This window comes from Ruegeria sp. BE10 (assembly GCF_056538905.1).
The window spans coordinates 309960-325621 of sequence record NZ_JBQFTX010000002.1; the positions used below are offsets into that span (position 1 = coordinate 309960).

Annotated in this window: 17 protein-coding genes; 9 read left to right on the plus strand and 8 right to left on the minus strand. The window is 58.2% G+C overall.

The window, feature by feature from the left end:
* Window positions 1-2 precede the first annotated feature (2 nt).
* A complete protein-coding gene (aqpZ, locus tag ACR0M2_RS06875; RefSeq protein ID WP_170358950.1) occupies window positions 3-689 on the plus strand; it encodes an aquaporin Z in 687 nt (228 codons plus the stop codon).
* Window positions 690-732: 43 nt separating this feature from the next.
* Here aqpZ and ACR0M2_RS06880 read toward each other — a convergent pair whose 3' ends face one another.
* Both ACR0M2_RS06880 and ACR0M2_RS06885 read right to left on the minus strand, forming a co-directional pair.
* Complete coding sequence (locus tag ACR0M2_RS06880; RefSeq protein WP_170396176.1) at window positions 733-1281, minus strand: peptidylprolyl isomerase; 549 nt, start codon at window positions 1279-1281, stop codon at window positions 733-735.
* Entirely contained in the window at window positions 1274-1780 is a 507-nt protein-coding gene (locus tag ACR0M2_RS06885) for a peptidylprolyl isomerase (RefSeq protein WP_170349040.1), read from the minus strand. Before ACR0M2_RS06885 ends, ACR0M2_RS06880 begins: the two co-directional genes overlap by 8 nt.
* 132 nt (window positions 1781-1912) lie before the next feature.
* Here ACR0M2_RS06885 and ACR0M2_RS06890 point away from each other — a divergent pair, with 132 nt between their 5' ends.
* From ACR0M2_RS06890 to ACR0M2_RS06920, 7 genes are all read left to right on the plus strand, one after another.
* Entirely contained in the window at window positions 1913-3103 is a 1191-nt protein-coding gene (locus ACR0M2_RS06890) for a phosphoglycerate kinase (RefSeq protein WP_480704361.1), read from the plus strand.
* A 70-nt stretch (window positions 3104-3173) separates the two neighbouring features.
* A complete protein-coding gene (locus tag ACR0M2_RS06895) occupies window positions 3174-3518 on the plus strand; it encodes a lysozyme inhibitor LprI family protein (RefSeq protein ID WP_170375783.1) in 345 nt (114 codons plus the stop codon).
* 132 nt (window positions 3519-3650) lie between these two features.
* On the plus strand, window positions 3651-3950 hold the full coding sequence (locus ACR0M2_RS06900; protein WP_170349043.1) for an FtsB family cell division protein: 300 nt from the start codon (window positions 3651-3653) through the stop codon (window positions 3948-3950).
* Between the two features lie 165 nt (window positions 3951-4115).
* Complete coding sequence (pdhA, locus tag ACR0M2_RS06905; RefSeq protein ID WP_170349044.1) at window positions 4116-5105, plus strand: pyruvate dehydrogenase (acetyl-transferring) E1 component subunit alpha; 990 nt, start codon at window positions 4116-4118, stop codon at window positions 5103-5105.
* Between the two features lie 15 nt (window positions 5106-5120).
* Window positions 5121-6491, plus strand: coding sequence for a pyruvate dehydrogenase complex E1 component subunit beta (locus ACR0M2_RS06910; protein WP_480704362.1), 1371 nt, complete (start codon window positions 5121-5123; stop codon window positions 6489-6491).
* 14 nt (window positions 6492-6505) lie between these two features.
* Window positions 6506-7810 (plus strand): pyruvate dehydrogenase complex dihydrolipoamide acetyltransferase, encoded by a 1305-nt coding sequence (locus ACR0M2_RS06915; RefSeq protein ID WP_480704363.1) that lies wholly within the window; start codon window positions 6506-6508, stop codon window positions 7808-7810.
* A 154-nt stretch (window positions 7811-7964) separates the two neighbouring features.
* Complete coding sequence (locus ACR0M2_RS06920) at window positions 7965-8204, plus strand: hypothetical protein (protein ID WP_170358960.1); 240 nt, start codon at window positions 7965-7967, stop codon at window positions 8202-8204.
* Window positions 8205-8211: 7 nt separating this feature from the next.
* Here the strand turns inward: ACR0M2_RS06920 and cysE are convergent, their stop codons facing one another.
* Entirely contained in the window at window positions 8212-9021 is an 810-nt protein-coding gene (cysE, locus tag ACR0M2_RS06925) for a serine O-acetyltransferase (RefSeq protein WP_170358963.1), read from the minus strand.
* An 84-nt stretch (window positions 9022-9105) separates the two neighbouring features.
* Here cysE and ACR0M2_RS06930 point away from each other — a divergent pair, with 84 nt between their 5' ends.
* On the plus strand, window positions 9106-9444 hold the full coding sequence (locus ACR0M2_RS06930; protein WP_480704364.1) for a TraR/DksA family transcriptional regulator: 339 nt from the start codon (window positions 9106-9108) through the stop codon (window positions 9442-9444).
* Here the strand turns inward: ACR0M2_RS06930 and ACR0M2_RS06935 are convergent.
* Genes ACR0M2_RS06935 through ACR0M2_RS06955 form a run of 5 tightly spaced genes read right to left on the minus strand, consistent with a single transcriptional unit; the run spans window position 9425 to window position 15654 of the window.
* Window positions 9425-9721: a DUF7742 family protein gene (locus ACR0M2_RS06935; RefSeq protein ID WP_480704365.1), complete on the minus strand. Its 297-nt coding sequence runs from the start codon at window positions 9719-9721 to the stop codon at window positions 9425-9427. The two genes, ACR0M2_RS06930 and ACR0M2_RS06935, sit on opposite strands and share 20 nt — an antisense overlap.
* An 8-nt stretch (window positions 9722-9729) precedes the next feature.
* Window positions 9730-13692: a baseplate multidomain protein megatron gene (locus ACR0M2_RS06940; protein ID WP_480704366.1), complete on the minus strand. Its 3963-nt coding sequence runs from the start codon at window positions 13690-13692 to the stop codon at window positions 9730-9732.
* Complete coding sequence (locus ACR0M2_RS06945) at window positions 13692-14138, minus strand: NlpC/P60 family protein (protein WP_480704367.1); 447 nt, start codon at window positions 14136-14138, stop codon at window positions 13692-13694. Before ACR0M2_RS06945 ends, ACR0M2_RS06940 begins: the two co-directional genes overlap by 1 nt.
* The gene (locus ACR0M2_RS06950) at window positions 14135-15022 is read right to left on the minus strand and encodes a DUF2163 domain-containing protein (protein WP_480704368.1); all 888 of its coding nucleotides are present in this window, start codon (window positions 15020-15022) and stop codon (window positions 14135-14137) included. Before ACR0M2_RS06950 ends, ACR0M2_RS06945 begins: the two co-directional genes overlap by 4 nt.
* Window positions 15022-15654 (minus strand): phage distal tail protein, Rcc01695 family, encoded by a 633-nt coding sequence (locus ACR0M2_RS06955; protein WP_480704369.1) that lies wholly within the window; start codon window positions 15652-15654, stop codon window positions 15022-15024. Before ACR0M2_RS06955 ends, ACR0M2_RS06950 begins: the two co-directional genes overlap by 1 nt.
* Between the last annotated feature and the right edge of the window lie 8 nt (window positions 15655-15662).

Below are 15662 nucleotides of genomic sequence, written 5' to 3' on the forward strand. Positions count from 1 at the left end.
TCATGGCACCTAAACTCATGGCCGAGTTCTTCGGCACATTCTGGCTGGTACTGGGCGGGTGCGGCAGCGCCGTTCTGGCGGCTGGCGTTGCTGACGTAGGCATCGGCTGGTTGGGCGTTTCCTTTGCCTTCGGCCTGACGGTTCTGACCATGGCATACGCGGTTGGACATATCTCGGGCGGGCATTTCAACCCGGCGGTCAGCCTTGGCTTGATGATCGGAGGCAGGTTCCCGGCGCAAGAACTGATCCCCTATTGGATCGCGCAGGTGATCGGCGCCATTGCTGCTGCGGCCGTTTTGTACCTGATCGTCAGCGGCGCACCAGGGTTCGAAGGTGTTGGCGGGTTCGCCTCGAACGGGTACGGCGAAGCGTCACCCGAAGGTTATTCAATGATGTCTGCATTGGTGATTGAGATCGTGATGACCGCGTTCTTCATTGTGGTCATACTGGGCGCAACATCCAACTTTGCACCTGACGGGTTCGCTCCGATCGCGATTGGCCTTTGCCTGACCCTGATCCACCTGATTTCGATCCCGGTGACCAACACCTCGGTCAACCCGGCGCGTTCTACCGGCGTGGCCCTGTTTGCTGACGGCCCAGCGCTGGCGCAGCTCTGGCTATTCTGGGTCGCCCCACTTATCGGCGCAGCCATCGGGGCGCTGATTTGGCAAATGATGGGTGACGACTGAGACAAAAAAGCCCCGATGCCGATGCGCATCGGGGCTTTTTTTATTATTCGGTGACGGTGACTTTTTTCATCACGTCCGGTTGACCGATCACAGCGCCGTTCGGGCCGTCACCGCGCTTAATCGCGTCCACCACGTCCATGCCGTCAGTGACCTGACCGACAACCGTGTATTGGCCGTTCAGAAACGGACCCGGTTCGAACATGATGAAGAACTGCGAATTCGCGCTGTCTGGATCCTGCGCTCGCGCCATGCCGACGACACCGCGGTCATAGTTGAAATCCGAGAACTCGGCAGGCAAATCGGGGCGATCAGATCCACCGGTTCCGGCACGACGCATGTCGCCACCGATACGGCCGAATTCAACATCACCGGTCTGCGCCATGAAACCGTCGATGACACGGTGGAACACCACGCCGTCATACTTGCCCTCAGAGGCCAGAGCGCTGATCTGCTCGACATGTTTGGGGGCGATGTCATCAAATAGGTCAACGGTGACGGTGCCGTTGGCGCCCTCACCTTCGATCTCGATCTGCAGGCCCGTGGCCAGCGCAGGGCTGGCTAGCAGGGCAAAAGCGGCGGCCAGCTTATACATCAGACGCAACCTTGACGCTGATCATGCGGTCGGGGCTTGCAGGCGGCTCGCCACGCACGATGGCATCTACATGCTCCATCCCGTCGATGACGCGGCCGTAAACGGTGTACTGGCCATTCAGGAAGTGGTTGTCCTTGAAGTTGATGAAGAACTGCGAGTTGGCCGAGTCCGGGTTTTGCGAACGAGCCGCACCCAAGGTGCCACGGTCATGCGGCAGCTTTGAGAACTCTGCCGGGACGTTCGGCAAAGACGAGCCGCCAGTACCCGCCATACGCAGGTTGAACCCGTCTTCCATATCGCCGTGCTGCACGTCGCCGGTTTGCGCCATGAAACCGTCGATCACGCGGTGAAAGGCCACGTTGTCATACTCACCACCACGCGCCAGTTCCTTCATCCGGGCACTGTGCTGTGGGGCAACGTCCGGCAGCAGCTCGATGACGACATTGCCGTCTTTCAGTTCCATGATGATCGTGTTTTCGGGATCCTTGATCTCGGCCATGAGGCCCTCCTGTCGTTTATCTTGCGCAAATACCTATGCGCCACGCGCGTGAATGCCAAGTGACGCATTGACCTGAAGGCAAAATGCAGGAAAAGAACCGCCTGAATCTGTTTAAATGGCAAGGATAGAGCGATGGGCTGGAAAACTCTGGACGATATGGACCTGAACGGCAAACGCGTGCTGGTGCGCGTCGATATCAACGTGCCGGTCGTTGACGGAGTTGTGACAGATGCGACCCGTATTCAGCGTATCGTCCCGACCGTTCGCGATATCCTCGCAGCAGGCGGCAAGCCTATCCTGCTGGCCCATTTCGGTCGCCCTGGTGGCGAGCGGCGCGAGAACCTGTCGCTGAAACAATTGATCCCCACGCTTGAAGCCGCCTTTGGCACCGAAGTTCTATTCGCCGCAGATTGCGTCGGCACCGAGGCTGATCTAGCCGCCGAAGCCTTGAAGCCCGGTCAGGTACTGCTGCTGGAGAATACCCGCTTTCACGCCGCTGAAACCAAGAACGACGCCGATCTTGCCGCCGGCATGGCTAAGCTGGGCGATGTCTATTGCAACGACGCGTTCTCAGCCGCCCACCGCGCCCACAGCTCGACCGAGGCCATCGCGCGGCTACTGCCTGCCTGTGCTGGCCGCCTGATGCAGGCCGAGCTGGAAGCGCTGGAAGGCGCACTGAGTGCGCCCAAGCGCCCTGTGACAGCGGTTGTTGGGGGGGCAAAGGTATCAACCAAGCTAGAGCTGCTGGGCAACTTGATCGACAAGGTTGATTACCTGGTGATCGGTGGCGGTATGGCGAATACGTTTTTGGTCGCTCAGGGAGTTAGCGTTGGCAAATCATTGGCGGAAACAGCGATGAAGGACACCGCAGCCGAGATCTTGACCAAGGCTGAAACCTCGGGCTGTAAGATCGTATTGCCTTCGGACGTTGTGGTCGCCGAGAAATTCGAGGCAAATGCCCCACATCAGGTGTTGCCAGCCGATCAATGCACCGAAGACGGAATGATCCTGGACGCTGGTCCTGAAAGCGTAACGACCATTACGGACATATTTGGTCAGAGCCAGACCCTGATCTGGAACGGTCCGCTGGGCGCATTCGAGATCGAGCCCTTTGACACTGCCACCAACGCAGCGGCCCTAAAAGCGGCGGCGCTGACACGGTCGGGACAGCTGGTTTCGGTCGCTGGCGGCGGTGACACAGTCGCGGCGCTGAATGCATCCGGTGCGGCCAAGGATTTCTCGTATATCTCGACCGCTGGCGGCGCGTTCCTGGAATGGATGGAAGGTAAAACCCTGCCCGGCGTCGCCGCCCTAGAAGGTTAGGCGTAAGGTCAAAATTGGTCGCATTTCGGGCCTCATGGTAGTCTCTCCTTGTTGAATCGGAGATTTTGTCATGAGGTTCATAGTCTGCCTGGTCGCCATATTGATACCTGCCTACTCTGCGGCACAATCCAGCTGCGAAGGGCAAACGCAACTCGACGCCAATTTCTGCGCCAAGGAAAAGTGGGAAATCGCTGATCGCGAACTGAACCGTATCTGGGCTGAGGTCAAACCAATGGTCGACGCACGCGGAAACGGTCAGGCCCTATTGGACGAACAGCGCGCCTGGCTGAAAGCGCGCGACGCAGCCTGCGACCCGGAACTGGATAGTGACGGCAGCGCGGCGCCCATGTTCTATTGGGATTGCATGGAACAACAAACCCTGACGCGCAATCAGATCTTAAAGTCTGCGCGCTGAGAAACTTAATCCGACCATTCGCGAAAAAGTGCGAATCAAGGGATTCACAAGCCGAATCACCTGTGACATAGTGCAAACAGATGCCCGCAAAGGGCACGTTTTTGAGGCAGACTTCATACGGCGGTAAACAGAGTGTCCCGTTCCCATCGGCCCGGTTTGGGCGCAGTTGTATTCTTCATGGTGGCTTTCATGCTGGGTGTGTATTTCACCTTCGCCGCCGTGCAGGGCGACTATGGCCTATTCAGACGGGTCGAGATTGCAGCGGAACGGGACGCCCTGTCACAAGACCTGGCCAAGCTTAAGGCCGAGATCGCCGAGATGGATAACCTGACCCGCCGTTTGTCCGACACTTATTTGGACCTCGATCTGCTGGATCAGCAAGCCCGTTCGGTCCTAGGCATGATCCGTTCGGACGAAATCGTCATCCGCTAAGCCGGACCGACATTTTTCTTGGAAATCCTACTTTGCCCGAAGGTCCCCCGGCCTGAAGCCGCGCGAAATGACGATGCGTCATATTTACTCTCGCCAGATTGCCGGAAATGCTTTATGAGATAGTTTAACGCTAAACTATCTGTCCGGAAGGGGGAGATCGCCACGATGGCTGCGCGAAAAACCACAAAGAAACCAAATGTTTCTGCGGAAGAGCTTAAAACCTACTACCGCGAAATGCTTTTGATCCGCCGATTCGAAGAAAAAGCAGGCCAGCTTTACGGCATGGGTCTGATTGGTGGGTTCTGCCACCTGTATATTGGGCAGGAAGCCGTCGTTGTGGGCCTTGAGGCCGCAGCCAAGGAAGGTGACAAACGCATCACCTCATACCGCGACCACGGCCACATGCTGGCATGTGGGATGGAACCGGGCGGTGTGATGGCCGAACTGACAGGGCGCGAAGGCGGGTTGTCCAAAGGTAAGGGCGGCTCGATGCACATGTTCTCGAAAGAGAAGCACTTCTACGGCGGCCACGGTATCGTTGGCGCGCAGGTGCCATTGGGTGCAGGCCTGGCTTTTGCCGACAAGTACAAGGGAAACGGCGGCGTGACCTTCACCTATTTCGGTGATGGCGCAGCGAACCAGGGTCAAGTCTATGAGACCTTCAACATGGCCGCGCTGTGGGAACTGCCGGTGGTGTTCGTGATCGAGAACAACCAGTACGCCATGGGCACCGCTCAGGCGCGTTCGACGTCTTCCGCTGACATCTACCACCGAGGTCAAGCCTTTGGGATACCAGGCGAAATGGTCGACGGCATGGATGTTCTGGCGGTTAAAGCCGCAGGTGAAAAAGCCGTCGCGCACTGCCGCGCAGGCAAAGGCCCCTACATTCTGGAAATCAAGACCTATCGCTATCGCGGCCACTCGATGTCCGACCCGGCCAAGTACCGCACCCGCGAAGAGGTTCAGAAGGTTCGTGAACAAAGCGACCCGATCGAACATGTGCGCGAGCTGTTGCTGACCGGCAAACACGCGACCGAGGAGGATCTGAAGGCGATCGACAAAGAGATCAAAGAGATCGTCAACCAGGCCGCCGAATTCTCGAAAGAAAGCCCCGAGCCGTCGCTGGATGAGCTCTGGACAGATATCTACGCCTGAGAGGACGATTAAGACATGGCAACCGAAATTCTCATGCCCGCACTCTCGCCCACGATGGAAGAGGGCACATTGGCCAAATGGCTGGTCAAGGAAGGCGATACCGTTTCTTCCGGCGACATCATGGCCGAAATTGAAACCGACAAGGCGACAATGGAATTCGAAGCGGTCGATGAAGGCATCGTCGGCAAGATCCTGATCGCGGAAGGCACCGAAGGGGTCAAGGTTAACACCCCAATCGCGGTTCTGGTCGAGGAAGGCGAAGACGCCTCGGCCCTGCCCGCGGCTGCGCCTGCAGCCACAGCGGTGGCCGAGGCCACCCCAGCGGCGGTTGAGGCCCCCGCTCCATCCACGGCGCCGGCAGCACCAGTTGTTGATCTGTCACCCGATTGGCCTGCCGACGCCGAGATGAAATCTGAAACGGTCCGCGAAGCCCTGCGCGACGCCATGGCCGAAGAGATGCGCCGCGACGAAGATGTCTACCTGATGGGCGAAGAGGTCGCCGAATATCAGGGCGCTTATAAGATTTCCCAAGGCTTGCTGGACGAATTCGGGTCCAAGCGCGTGATCGACACCCCAATCACCGAGCATGGCTTCGCCGGTATCGCGGTTGGCTCTGCCTTTGGCGGGTTGAAACCGATTGTCGAGTTCATGACTTTCAACTTCGCCATGCAGGCGATGGACCAGATCATCAACTCGGCCGCCAAGACGCTCTATATGTCCGGTGGTCAGATGGGCTGCCCCATCGTGTTCCGTGGCCCTAACGGTGCTGCTGCCCGCGTGGCCGCACAGCACTCTCAGGACTACGCCGCATGGTACATGCAGGTCCCCGGCCTGAAGGTAGTGATGCCCTATTCTGCAGCCGACGCCAAAGGCCTGCTGAAATCAGCGATCCGCGATCCCAACCCTGTGGTCTTCCTGGAAAACGAAATCCTCTATGGCCGCTCCTTCGATATGCCACAGGTCGATGACCTGGCTATCCCTTTGGGCAAAGCCCGTATCTGGCGCGAAGGCTCGGACGTGACCATCGTCAGCTTTGGCATCGGCATGCAGTTCGCGTTGGAAGCAGCCGACAAGCTGGCCGAGGAAGGCATCAACGCCGAAGTGATCGACTTGCGCACCATCCGCCCCATGGATACCGGCGCGATCATCAACTCAGTGATGAAAACCAACCGCCTGGTGACCGTAGAAGAAGGCTGGCCGCAAGGTTCGGTCGGCAGCTACATCTCGTCCGTAGTGATGCAGGAGGCGTTCGACTACCTCGACGCGCCCATCATTAATTGCACCGGCAAGGATGTGCCAATGCCCTACGCTGCCAACCTTGAAAAGTTGGCTCTGATCACCACCGATGAGGTGATCGCCGCTGTCAAACAAGTGACTTACCGGTAAGGAGCGACAGATAGATGCCCACAGAAATTCTGATGCCCGCCCTGTCACCGACGATGGAAGAAGGCACGCTTGCTAAATGGCTGGTCAAGGAAGGCGATACCGTCTCGTCCGGTGACCTGCTGGCCGAGATCGAAACCGACAAGGCCACGATGGAGTTCGAAGCCGTCGACGAAGGCACCATCGGCAAGATCCTGATCCCCGAAGGCACCGAAGGGGTCAAGGTCAACACCGCCATCGCAGTTCTGCTGGAAGATGGCGAAAGCGCCGATGATATCGCGTCCACGCCCATCGCCGCACCTGCGGCTGCCCCCGCAGCCGCCGCGGGCAACGAGGCCGCCGCGCCAGCGGTGTCCGAGGCGCCCGCCCCTGCCCCAGCTGCTCCGGCCAAGGCGGATGGCGGTCGTATCTTTGCATCTCCGCTGGCCCGCCGGATTGCGGCACAAAAAGGTCTGGACCTGACGCAAATCGCAGGGTCCGGTCCGCATGGCCGCATCGTCAAGGCAGATGTCGAAAGCGCCACGGCTGCTCCGGCCACTGCTGCCGCTTCGGCCCCTGCTACGGCACCCGCACCCGCTGCGGCACCGGTTGGTCCGTCGGCAGATGCCGTGGCCCGCATGTACGAAGGGCGAGAGTATGAAGAGGTCAAGCTGGACGGTATGCGCAAGACCATCGCCGCGCGCCTGTCCGAGGCCAAACAAACCATCCCGCATTTCTACCTGCGCCGCGATATCAAGCTCGACGCGCTGCTCAAATTCCGCGGCCAGTTGAACAAACAGCTGGAAGGCCGAGGCGTAAAGCTCAGCGTCAACGACTTCATCATCAAGGCCGTCGCCAACGCCCTGCAGCAAGTACCGCAATGCAATGCCGTCTGGGCGGAAGACCGAGTTCTGCAACTAAAACCTTCGGATGTGGCCGTCGCAGTTGCAATTGAGGGTGGCCTGTTCACACCGGTTCTGCAGGATGCCGACACCAAATCCCTGTCGGCCCTGTCGACCGAGATGAAAGACCTTGCGGGTCGCGCCCGTGAACGCAAACTGGCACCGCACGAGTATCAGGGCGGCACATTTGCCATCTCGAACCTGGGTATGTTCGGCATCGACAATTTCGACGCCATTGTGAACCCGCCTCACGCCGGCATTCTGGCCGTGGGCTCGGGCGTCAAAAAACCGGTTGTCGGCGACGATGGCGAACTTACCGTTGCCACAGTCATGTCGGTCACCATGTCGGTGGATCACCGGGTCATTGATGGCGCGTTAGGTGCGGAATTGCTGCAAGCCATCGTCGATAATCTTGAAAACCCCATGGTTATGCTGGCGTAAAGCCTTGTGAATACAGGCCACGCCGGATCATTCCCTGGCGTGGCCTACCAAATCACTGCCATGTTGTGAGCAGTCGTGATCGCTGCGATAGTTGCTCAGACACACGCAACAGACCACCTTGATTGCATTGCTAGTTCTGATGCAAAGGTGCCCCATGACCCTCGTGAACTCGGCCAAGTGCTTTCTGGTGGTTTCATTGTTGGCGACGTCGCTGCCCGTTGCTGCGATCGCAAAGCCCAACGGCTATCCGGGCGAGAACTCGACCTATAACCCGGATCCCGCTGAAGTTGCCAAGCGCAAAGCTGAGCGCGCCAAACGTATCGAGGCGCGCAAAAAGCGCCGCGAGGAAAAGCGGATCGAGCGGTTGAACAGAAAGAAAAACCGCTCGAACTAAGGTTGAATTACTGGTCTTTGCCCAGCATATGATCCATCGAGATCGAGGGCTGATCGCACCCAGCCTCGCCGACGATCTTTGCGGGAATACCTGCCACGGTCTTGCAGGCAGGAACTTCTTGAAGAACCACAGACCCCGCTGCGATGCGGCTGCAATGGCCGACCACAATGTTGCCCAGAACCTTGGCCCCGGCCCCGATCAGCACACCGTTACCGATGGTCGGGTGGCGCTGCTCTTCTTCCTTGCCTGTCCCACCCAGTGTCACGGAATGCAGCATCGAGACATTGTCACCGACAATAGCTGTTTCACCAATGACAATCGAATGGGCGTGGTCGATCATGATGCCTTTGCCGATTTTCGCAGCAGGGTGAATGTCGATCCCGAAAATCTCGGACGAGCGCATCTGGAAGAAATACGCTAGATCGTGGCGCCCTTTTTTCCACAGCCAATGCGCCACGCGATAAGCCTGCATCGCCTGGTAGCCTTTGAAATAAAGGATCGGCTGCAACAATCGGTGGCATGCCGGATCACGTTCATAGACTGCCATCAGGTCCGCACGGGCCGCTTCAAGCAGCGAAGCGTCATCCGCATAGGCTTCATCCACGATTTCACGCAGCACCATCATCGACATTTCGTTCGAACACAGCTTGGCCGACACCCGGTATGAAAGGGCCCGCTCAAGGCTTCGGTGGTGCAGGATGCAAGCGTGAACCAGACCACCCATCAATGGTTCGCTTTCGACCGCTGCATGAGCTTCGGTCGTGATACGATTCCAAACCGGGTCGACCGGAGTAACCTGACTGCGCTTTTCCAACATGGCTTTTGATCCTTTGCTGCGCCTAGAATGCCATTTAGTGGGAAAAACGCCAAACGCAAACCCGTGATCGGCAGAGTAACGAAAATGAATGAAACTGATTTGGCAGGCTATGAAGCGAAAATTCAGGCAAGATTGGCTGAACTTTCAGAACATTCCGCGGTGGAAAAGCAGGCTCAGGCCATTGTTGAGCTTGATCAGCAGGCCGTCGGCCGCCTTAGCAGAATGGATGCCCTGCAGAATCAGGCGATGGCCAAGGCACAACAGGCCAATCGGGATATCGAAACGCATCGGTTACAAGCCGCCCTGGACCGCATACATGACGGAGAATTCGGGTATTGCGAAGATTGCGGCGATGAGATTCCTGGCGGTCGATTGAATCTGGACCTTGCCGCCACGAAATGCGTCAGTTGTGCGTCCGGCTGATCTGAAACCGGATCAGATGCTGCAAAACCAGTTCGAAACAGCGACAATATTGCACATCATCAAATCCGGGTTCATCCGCTAGCCGCCTGTTTCGCGCGGTTGCCATCAAAGATCCATTCCCGAACAATGGATGAAGATTACCCGTCTGGCCGACATATTGGTCGGCCAGCGCAGCTTCTTGGATGAGACGTGTACAAAGGCGGTCGCGATCCTGCGGCAGCGCGGCCAGCAAGGCCCGCGCCGCCGCCGCGACATCTCCATGCAGGATAGGGCGCATTCAGTGGATCACCCGACTGCCACTTGGGCGAATAGTCCCGGCCCGTAGCTGGCTGAAACCTGTGCAATGTGGACTTCATAAGGCCCGTTGATCCCATCGTCTGCTTTCATTGCTGACGTGTAGGTCCAGTTTGGAACGCTCACGATCTGTTCCCGTACCAGGGTCCCGTTGGTTCGTATTTGCAGAAGGTAGGATTCGCTTTCCTCGGCCAGCGGAACCTCGATCCCCGCCCAATCGTCCCCATCCAGCCGGGTTCGACGTATCCACGACAGTTGATCACCTGCGGCTGTTCCCATCGCCTTCAGATGCACCGGTGCGTATGGGCGCAACCCTTTGCCGTCGAACGCCTCGACAAGATGTACATAGGACGGGTCATCATACCCGCGCGTTGCCGGACCAATGCGGTAGTGCTTGCCCACACGCCGCTCGGACCGCAACAAGCCGGTTTGGTAAACACGCTGATCCAACAGGACGAACATCGACCCATCGGGCCAGACATCGGGAATGATCGCATCCGTCCCAAGCTGACCGCGCAAGCGACCGGACAATGTATAGACGCCCGTTTCTTGCAGCGTGGCGTCGGCGAATTGGAACAGCTCCCAATTGCCGGGTGTTCCATCACCGATCGCGGCCAGATTGGCCCCGTTCAGCAACGCATCCCGAGGGCGCGATTCCAGCAGGCCATCAACCAGATTGACGCGCAGCGGCGTTCCTTCATCCCAGACACCGGCGCTTGCCCGTCTCAGCGGGGTTTCGGTAAATCCAATTATCGCTTGCCCCGAGATCACCTCTTGCAGAGCATAGTCTTCGTCACTGGCCGCCGAATAGACGGCAACACTGCCGGGCCATGGGTTGGCCGAAGTAGCAAGGTATGGGGCATGTGGGGCTTCGGACCCGGTCAGCAGCGGCAAATCCAGGAACACAGGCAAAACAGGAACCGGTGCCACAAAGGGTTTGATCGAAACTTGATCGTCAGGCAGATCAGATGGCGCATAGACGCCGGGTTCGATGCGCACTGCCTCGGCCAGTTGCAGATCGGCCTGCTCTAGCCGGTCGATGCGATAGCGTGCACTCTGCCCGTCTTTGGTCAGGCTCACGACGTCACCCGCCCCCAGATGCAACATCGACGGCGGCAATGCAAAGCGCGCTGTCTCGCGTGAGACTCGCGCCTCGCTTAGCCAGCGTTCAGCGGTTTGGCGGCCTTCGGCCCGTGTCAGCGATAGAGGCATCTCGTTCACGGCCACCGAATGCGTTCGAGTGCCCGGCAAGATGGCTTCTTCAGACACTACATCATGATCGGCGTCCGATTGTACAAAGCGCAACCGAACGCGGCCTGTCATTTCGGCCTCGGCTTCTCTGCGATATTCCACGCGGCCTTCGATATCAGAGCTGTCTGCCAGATCGTCTGTATCCAATCCGACCACCTTGCGACCGTCGCGCATCTGAAACAGCAGGACACCATCCCGTTCAATCGCATCAAACCCATAACGCAGCATCAAGGGCTGCAATGCCGCGCGCGCGCTAGAGACATCTTGAACCAGATAGCCCCGTACGACGCCATCCAGACGCGACACGTCGATATCCGTTACTCCGGCACCGTGGCAGATTTCAGTGACCACAGAGGCCAGAGTCCGCGTGCCTGACCGTCCATTCAACCAATGACCTCGGGGATAGTTCGCCCCGTCGCTCCACTGGCTTCGCAGGTTCGGAAACGTTGGAAACGGACGCGCATCCCATGCCCAAACATAGGCGTTCGCCATATCAACCATGTGACCATCATATTGATCCGAAAGCGGGTTGATTGCCGGATCAGACCAGTAGCCATACATCGCTTTCAAGTACTGCACCTGCATGAAATCATCGCGCCGACCGGAAGAGTATTTCGGCAGGCTGGATTCCGAGGATTTCGGGTCAAGAAACTTGTTCGGCTGATTGGTTCCTTTGTCGATGGCCGCGCAACCCAGTTCCGTAAACCAGATAGGTTTTGAGTTAGGCACCCAATCGGTCGGGTTCGATTGACGTACACCGCCAATGCGTTCGTGATGCCGGTTCGACCACCAATTGCGAAGGTCCTTGTAACGCCAGACCCATGCCTCATCATGCTCCTCATCCGTGATCGGCGTTCTTATCTGGGCTTCGGCCTCTTCCGGCGAGGCATAATACCAGTCATAGCCTTCTCCGCCTTCGATATTGCCTCGAAGGTAGTCGAGGTCATAGATCGCGTCTGTGCCGGCCTTCAGATCCACGTGATCCTCACCATCCCGCCAATCCGACAGGGGCATGTAATTGTCGATACCGACGAAATCGATGTTTTCATCTGCCCACAGTGGATCAAGGTGAAAATAACGGTCCCCGGTTCCATCATTCGGCTGATAGCCGAAATACTCGCTCCAATCCGATGCGTACCCGATTTTTGTGCCTGGCCCCAAGATTTCGCGCACTTCGGCGGCCAAGGCTTGCATTTGGGAAACTGCTGGAAAGCCGGTCAGACCTCGGATTTGGGTCAGCCCGCGCATTTCGGAACCGATGCAAAAAGACTCCACCCCTCCAGCAGCTTTACACAATGCCGCATAATGCAGAATGAAGCGGCGCAAACCCCATTCCTGAGGGCCGCTATAGGTCACTTCGCCATCGCCAACGGCAAAGTCACTGGCGCGTGCGTGTCCAAAGAACGCGGCCACCTGCGCGTCGGCCGTCGCCGTTTTTTCCGGTGATCCTTTTCTACCGGGCGCGGTGCTAAGCGTGATGCGCCCCCGCCAAGGCAAATGCGGCTGGTTGGGTGCATCCGACCACGGGTCTGGCAAACCGTTGCCTTGCAATTGATCCATCAGGATAAACGGATAAAACATAACCCGTTTGCCAATACTTTTCATATGCCGGATTGCCTGAACTACGGATTGATCCGCAGGGGTTGCGCCATAGACGGGGCGGTCATTTTCGTACCTGACAGCTTGGGCGGTCTGTCGGGTCACACCTGCCACGCGCCAGGGCATGTTCTTGCCTTCGATGTCTTTGCGCAAAACCTTGGGCTGAATTTGACATTGCCCGCACCGCAAGTCATCGCCAAACCACGACACGATCAAAGAGGCCGCCTCGCAGGAAGGCAACTCACGTTGCAGCGCCCGGGTCGAGGTCACCAGGTCCGGCCTCCCCGAGGTAGAGTTGACATTCGCCGCCCAGCTTTGCCCACGCCCTTTTGTGTAATTGATCTGTTCGCTGGCCAGCGCATATTCACCGGTGCCCGGCATCAGGGCAACGCCCCGGATGGTCTTGAACAGGGCATCCGGCGTATCCGGCAATCCCGGCTGTTCCTGACGTACGACTTCGAATGAGAATTGCGGCACCCTGTTTCCAAACGGCGCCAGTTGCAAACCTTCGATCACAACATAAGCCGTGCCACGATAGGCCGGAACGTTGCCTGCGCCCTCAATGGCTTCGATCAGAGGGTCCGGCAATTGATGGTCGTTCCCCCGATAGATACGCATGTTCAGAGGTGAGAGCTCCAGTTCCTCTCCATCAGCCCAAATGCGCGGGACGTCCGAAATTTGCCCCGCCCCTACCGCAATGGCCAGAGAAATCGAATAGCTGTAGCTGTGCGTGGTTGTTGTGACCTCGGGCGATTTCGGAGATCCCTTGCCACCTCCGCCACCCTGCGAGGTTGTGCTTGTGCTTTTGGTTTCCAGAAAATCCGACGCCCAGATAACCTGACCACCCACCCGCATACGCCCGAAAACCGTAGCGACCGGAGAACCCTCTCCGGATTCGGTCAGGCGGAAACGGTCCAAGCGCCCGGTCTCGACCACTTCGCTGCCGCCGCCCATGACCGACTGGCTCATTAACCGCTGGTCGATGACCCGGCCCAGCGTTGCCCCAATGGCGCGGCCGATCACCGCGGTCGACAGCCCCGCAACAGTGCCGCCAATCGCTCCGCCGACCGCGGCTCCTGCTGCAGACAGAATTATTGTAGCCATCACACATCCTCCAGCGGGAATTCAAAACAGGCGACCACCCGGCGGCGCCAGGGATCACTCAGCGTGTTTTCGACGACGCCGTAGCCGGAATAGGCGTGAATAAACCGCAGCGCGGGTGCGGTTTCGCTGACGATACCTACATGCTTGGCAACACGCCCATCGCGCATACGGAACATCAAAACATCGCCCGCCTTCGCAGAACTGGGGTTCTTTTCGATCAGGTGACGGCGGGCCGCTGCCCACATGCGCTCTTCGCCCTGCGGCTCAGACCAGTCCATGCTATAGCTCGGCACCGTTTCGGGTTCGTACCCCAGCAGCGCGCGCCACACACCACGCACAAGGCCCAGACAATCCGTACCCACCCCTTTGACCGAAGCCTGATGCACGTAAGGCGTTCCCAACCAGCCCCGCACCTCGTCGACAATATCCTGCCTATGACCGCTCATCGTCTGCTTCCCCCAGTGTTGGGATTGCCTTGCTTGGGCACCGCCATTACCCAGTCTTCACCGGGCAGGTCAGGAAATCCCTGAAAGTTGATGATGTTATTGAATTTTTTCCGGCAGGTGTGCATACTTTTGTTGCACCCTGCTGTCAGCTTTACCCGGTCCCCGACGGCCAGGCCGCCGCTGATCCCGGACCAAAGCGTAACATTGCGCCCACCTACGATCCGGTCATCCTGTTTGATTGCGGCCCACAACCCGGTTGCCCGACCGGACAAAACATCTAATCTGCCCCGCCTGAACCAGGCTTCATCCGGTGCTTCTGCCCCTTTCAATTGCAGGACAGTGCCGGCAATCAAAGCGACCACTTCAGCCTCGGCCTGATACCCTGGCGCGCCGAGATTGAACTTGCAATCACCGTCCCCCAGAACTGCCGTACAAGGTTTCTGGTAAACCCTGCCCATCGGTCGGTTGAGCAGATCAGTCAAACCGCGCAATTCGGCGTGAAATGCACCACCTGCGCGGCGCATCTCACCGATCGAGCCTTTGAATTGCAGAAAACGCTGTTCAGGCCCGGCCCAGTTGACCAGCCACGCCCGGACCTGAGCATTGTCGAACCGACCCGCTTCGATGTCTTCTTCTGTGACCGCAGCATCGGACAAGGCCCCCATGGCCTCAGAGTTGTCGACGGACAGTCCGGTGGCTTGTTCGATAGCCGTGGCCGTCAGGCCCGTGCTGGCCTTGAAGGTCATCCCGTCAAAGCTCAGTTCCATGTCATGATCGGTGAAACCGTATTCCTGCCCGTCCTCACGCCGGATCGCCCAGCATCGGCAGGTTGTGGTCAACCCTGTTTGCAGATGGGTGTGCAGCCCCTGCTTATCGCCGCTCATCATACACGTACCTCGACCACTGGAACGTTGGGTACGTCGCCCGCTTGAAAACTAGCGACACTGGTCTGAATCTTGTCGGTGTCAAAACGAACCGGGACGTCAAACTCAAATCCGGCGGTGACTTCCACCTCTTCAGGCGGCGGCGCAGTAAACGTGATCAGACCGCTGTTTATGTCCACTTCAAAATCTACGCCTTCGCGCATTTGATCCTGTTCCAAACCGATCCGCACGGTACCCAAAACCGGTTTGACGATTGGGCGGACATAGCTGAACCCGCCCGAGCTGTAGGTTTTGACCAGCTGAAACTCGGTGCTTGTACCGTCACCACGAGCAATGACCTGATCATCCATTGCCACGTCTGCTGTCGCAGCCCCGGACTTGTAATCCGACCAGTCTTTCCAACGAAAACCGAACATCTGCCCCTGACGGGCTTCGAAAAACGAAACCAGCGTCTCGATATCGTCCAATGATCGCATCCCCAGCCCGGCGTCATAGCGGCGACGGGAATGCGCCCAGGGCGTGTTGCGTTCTTCGAACCCGTTGGCCAGCGTCACGATATCTGTGCGCCGCTCGGGGCCGCCGACCGAACCAAAGCTCAGGCTGGCGGGAAATCTTACCTCGTGGAAATTCATGAGCTGCT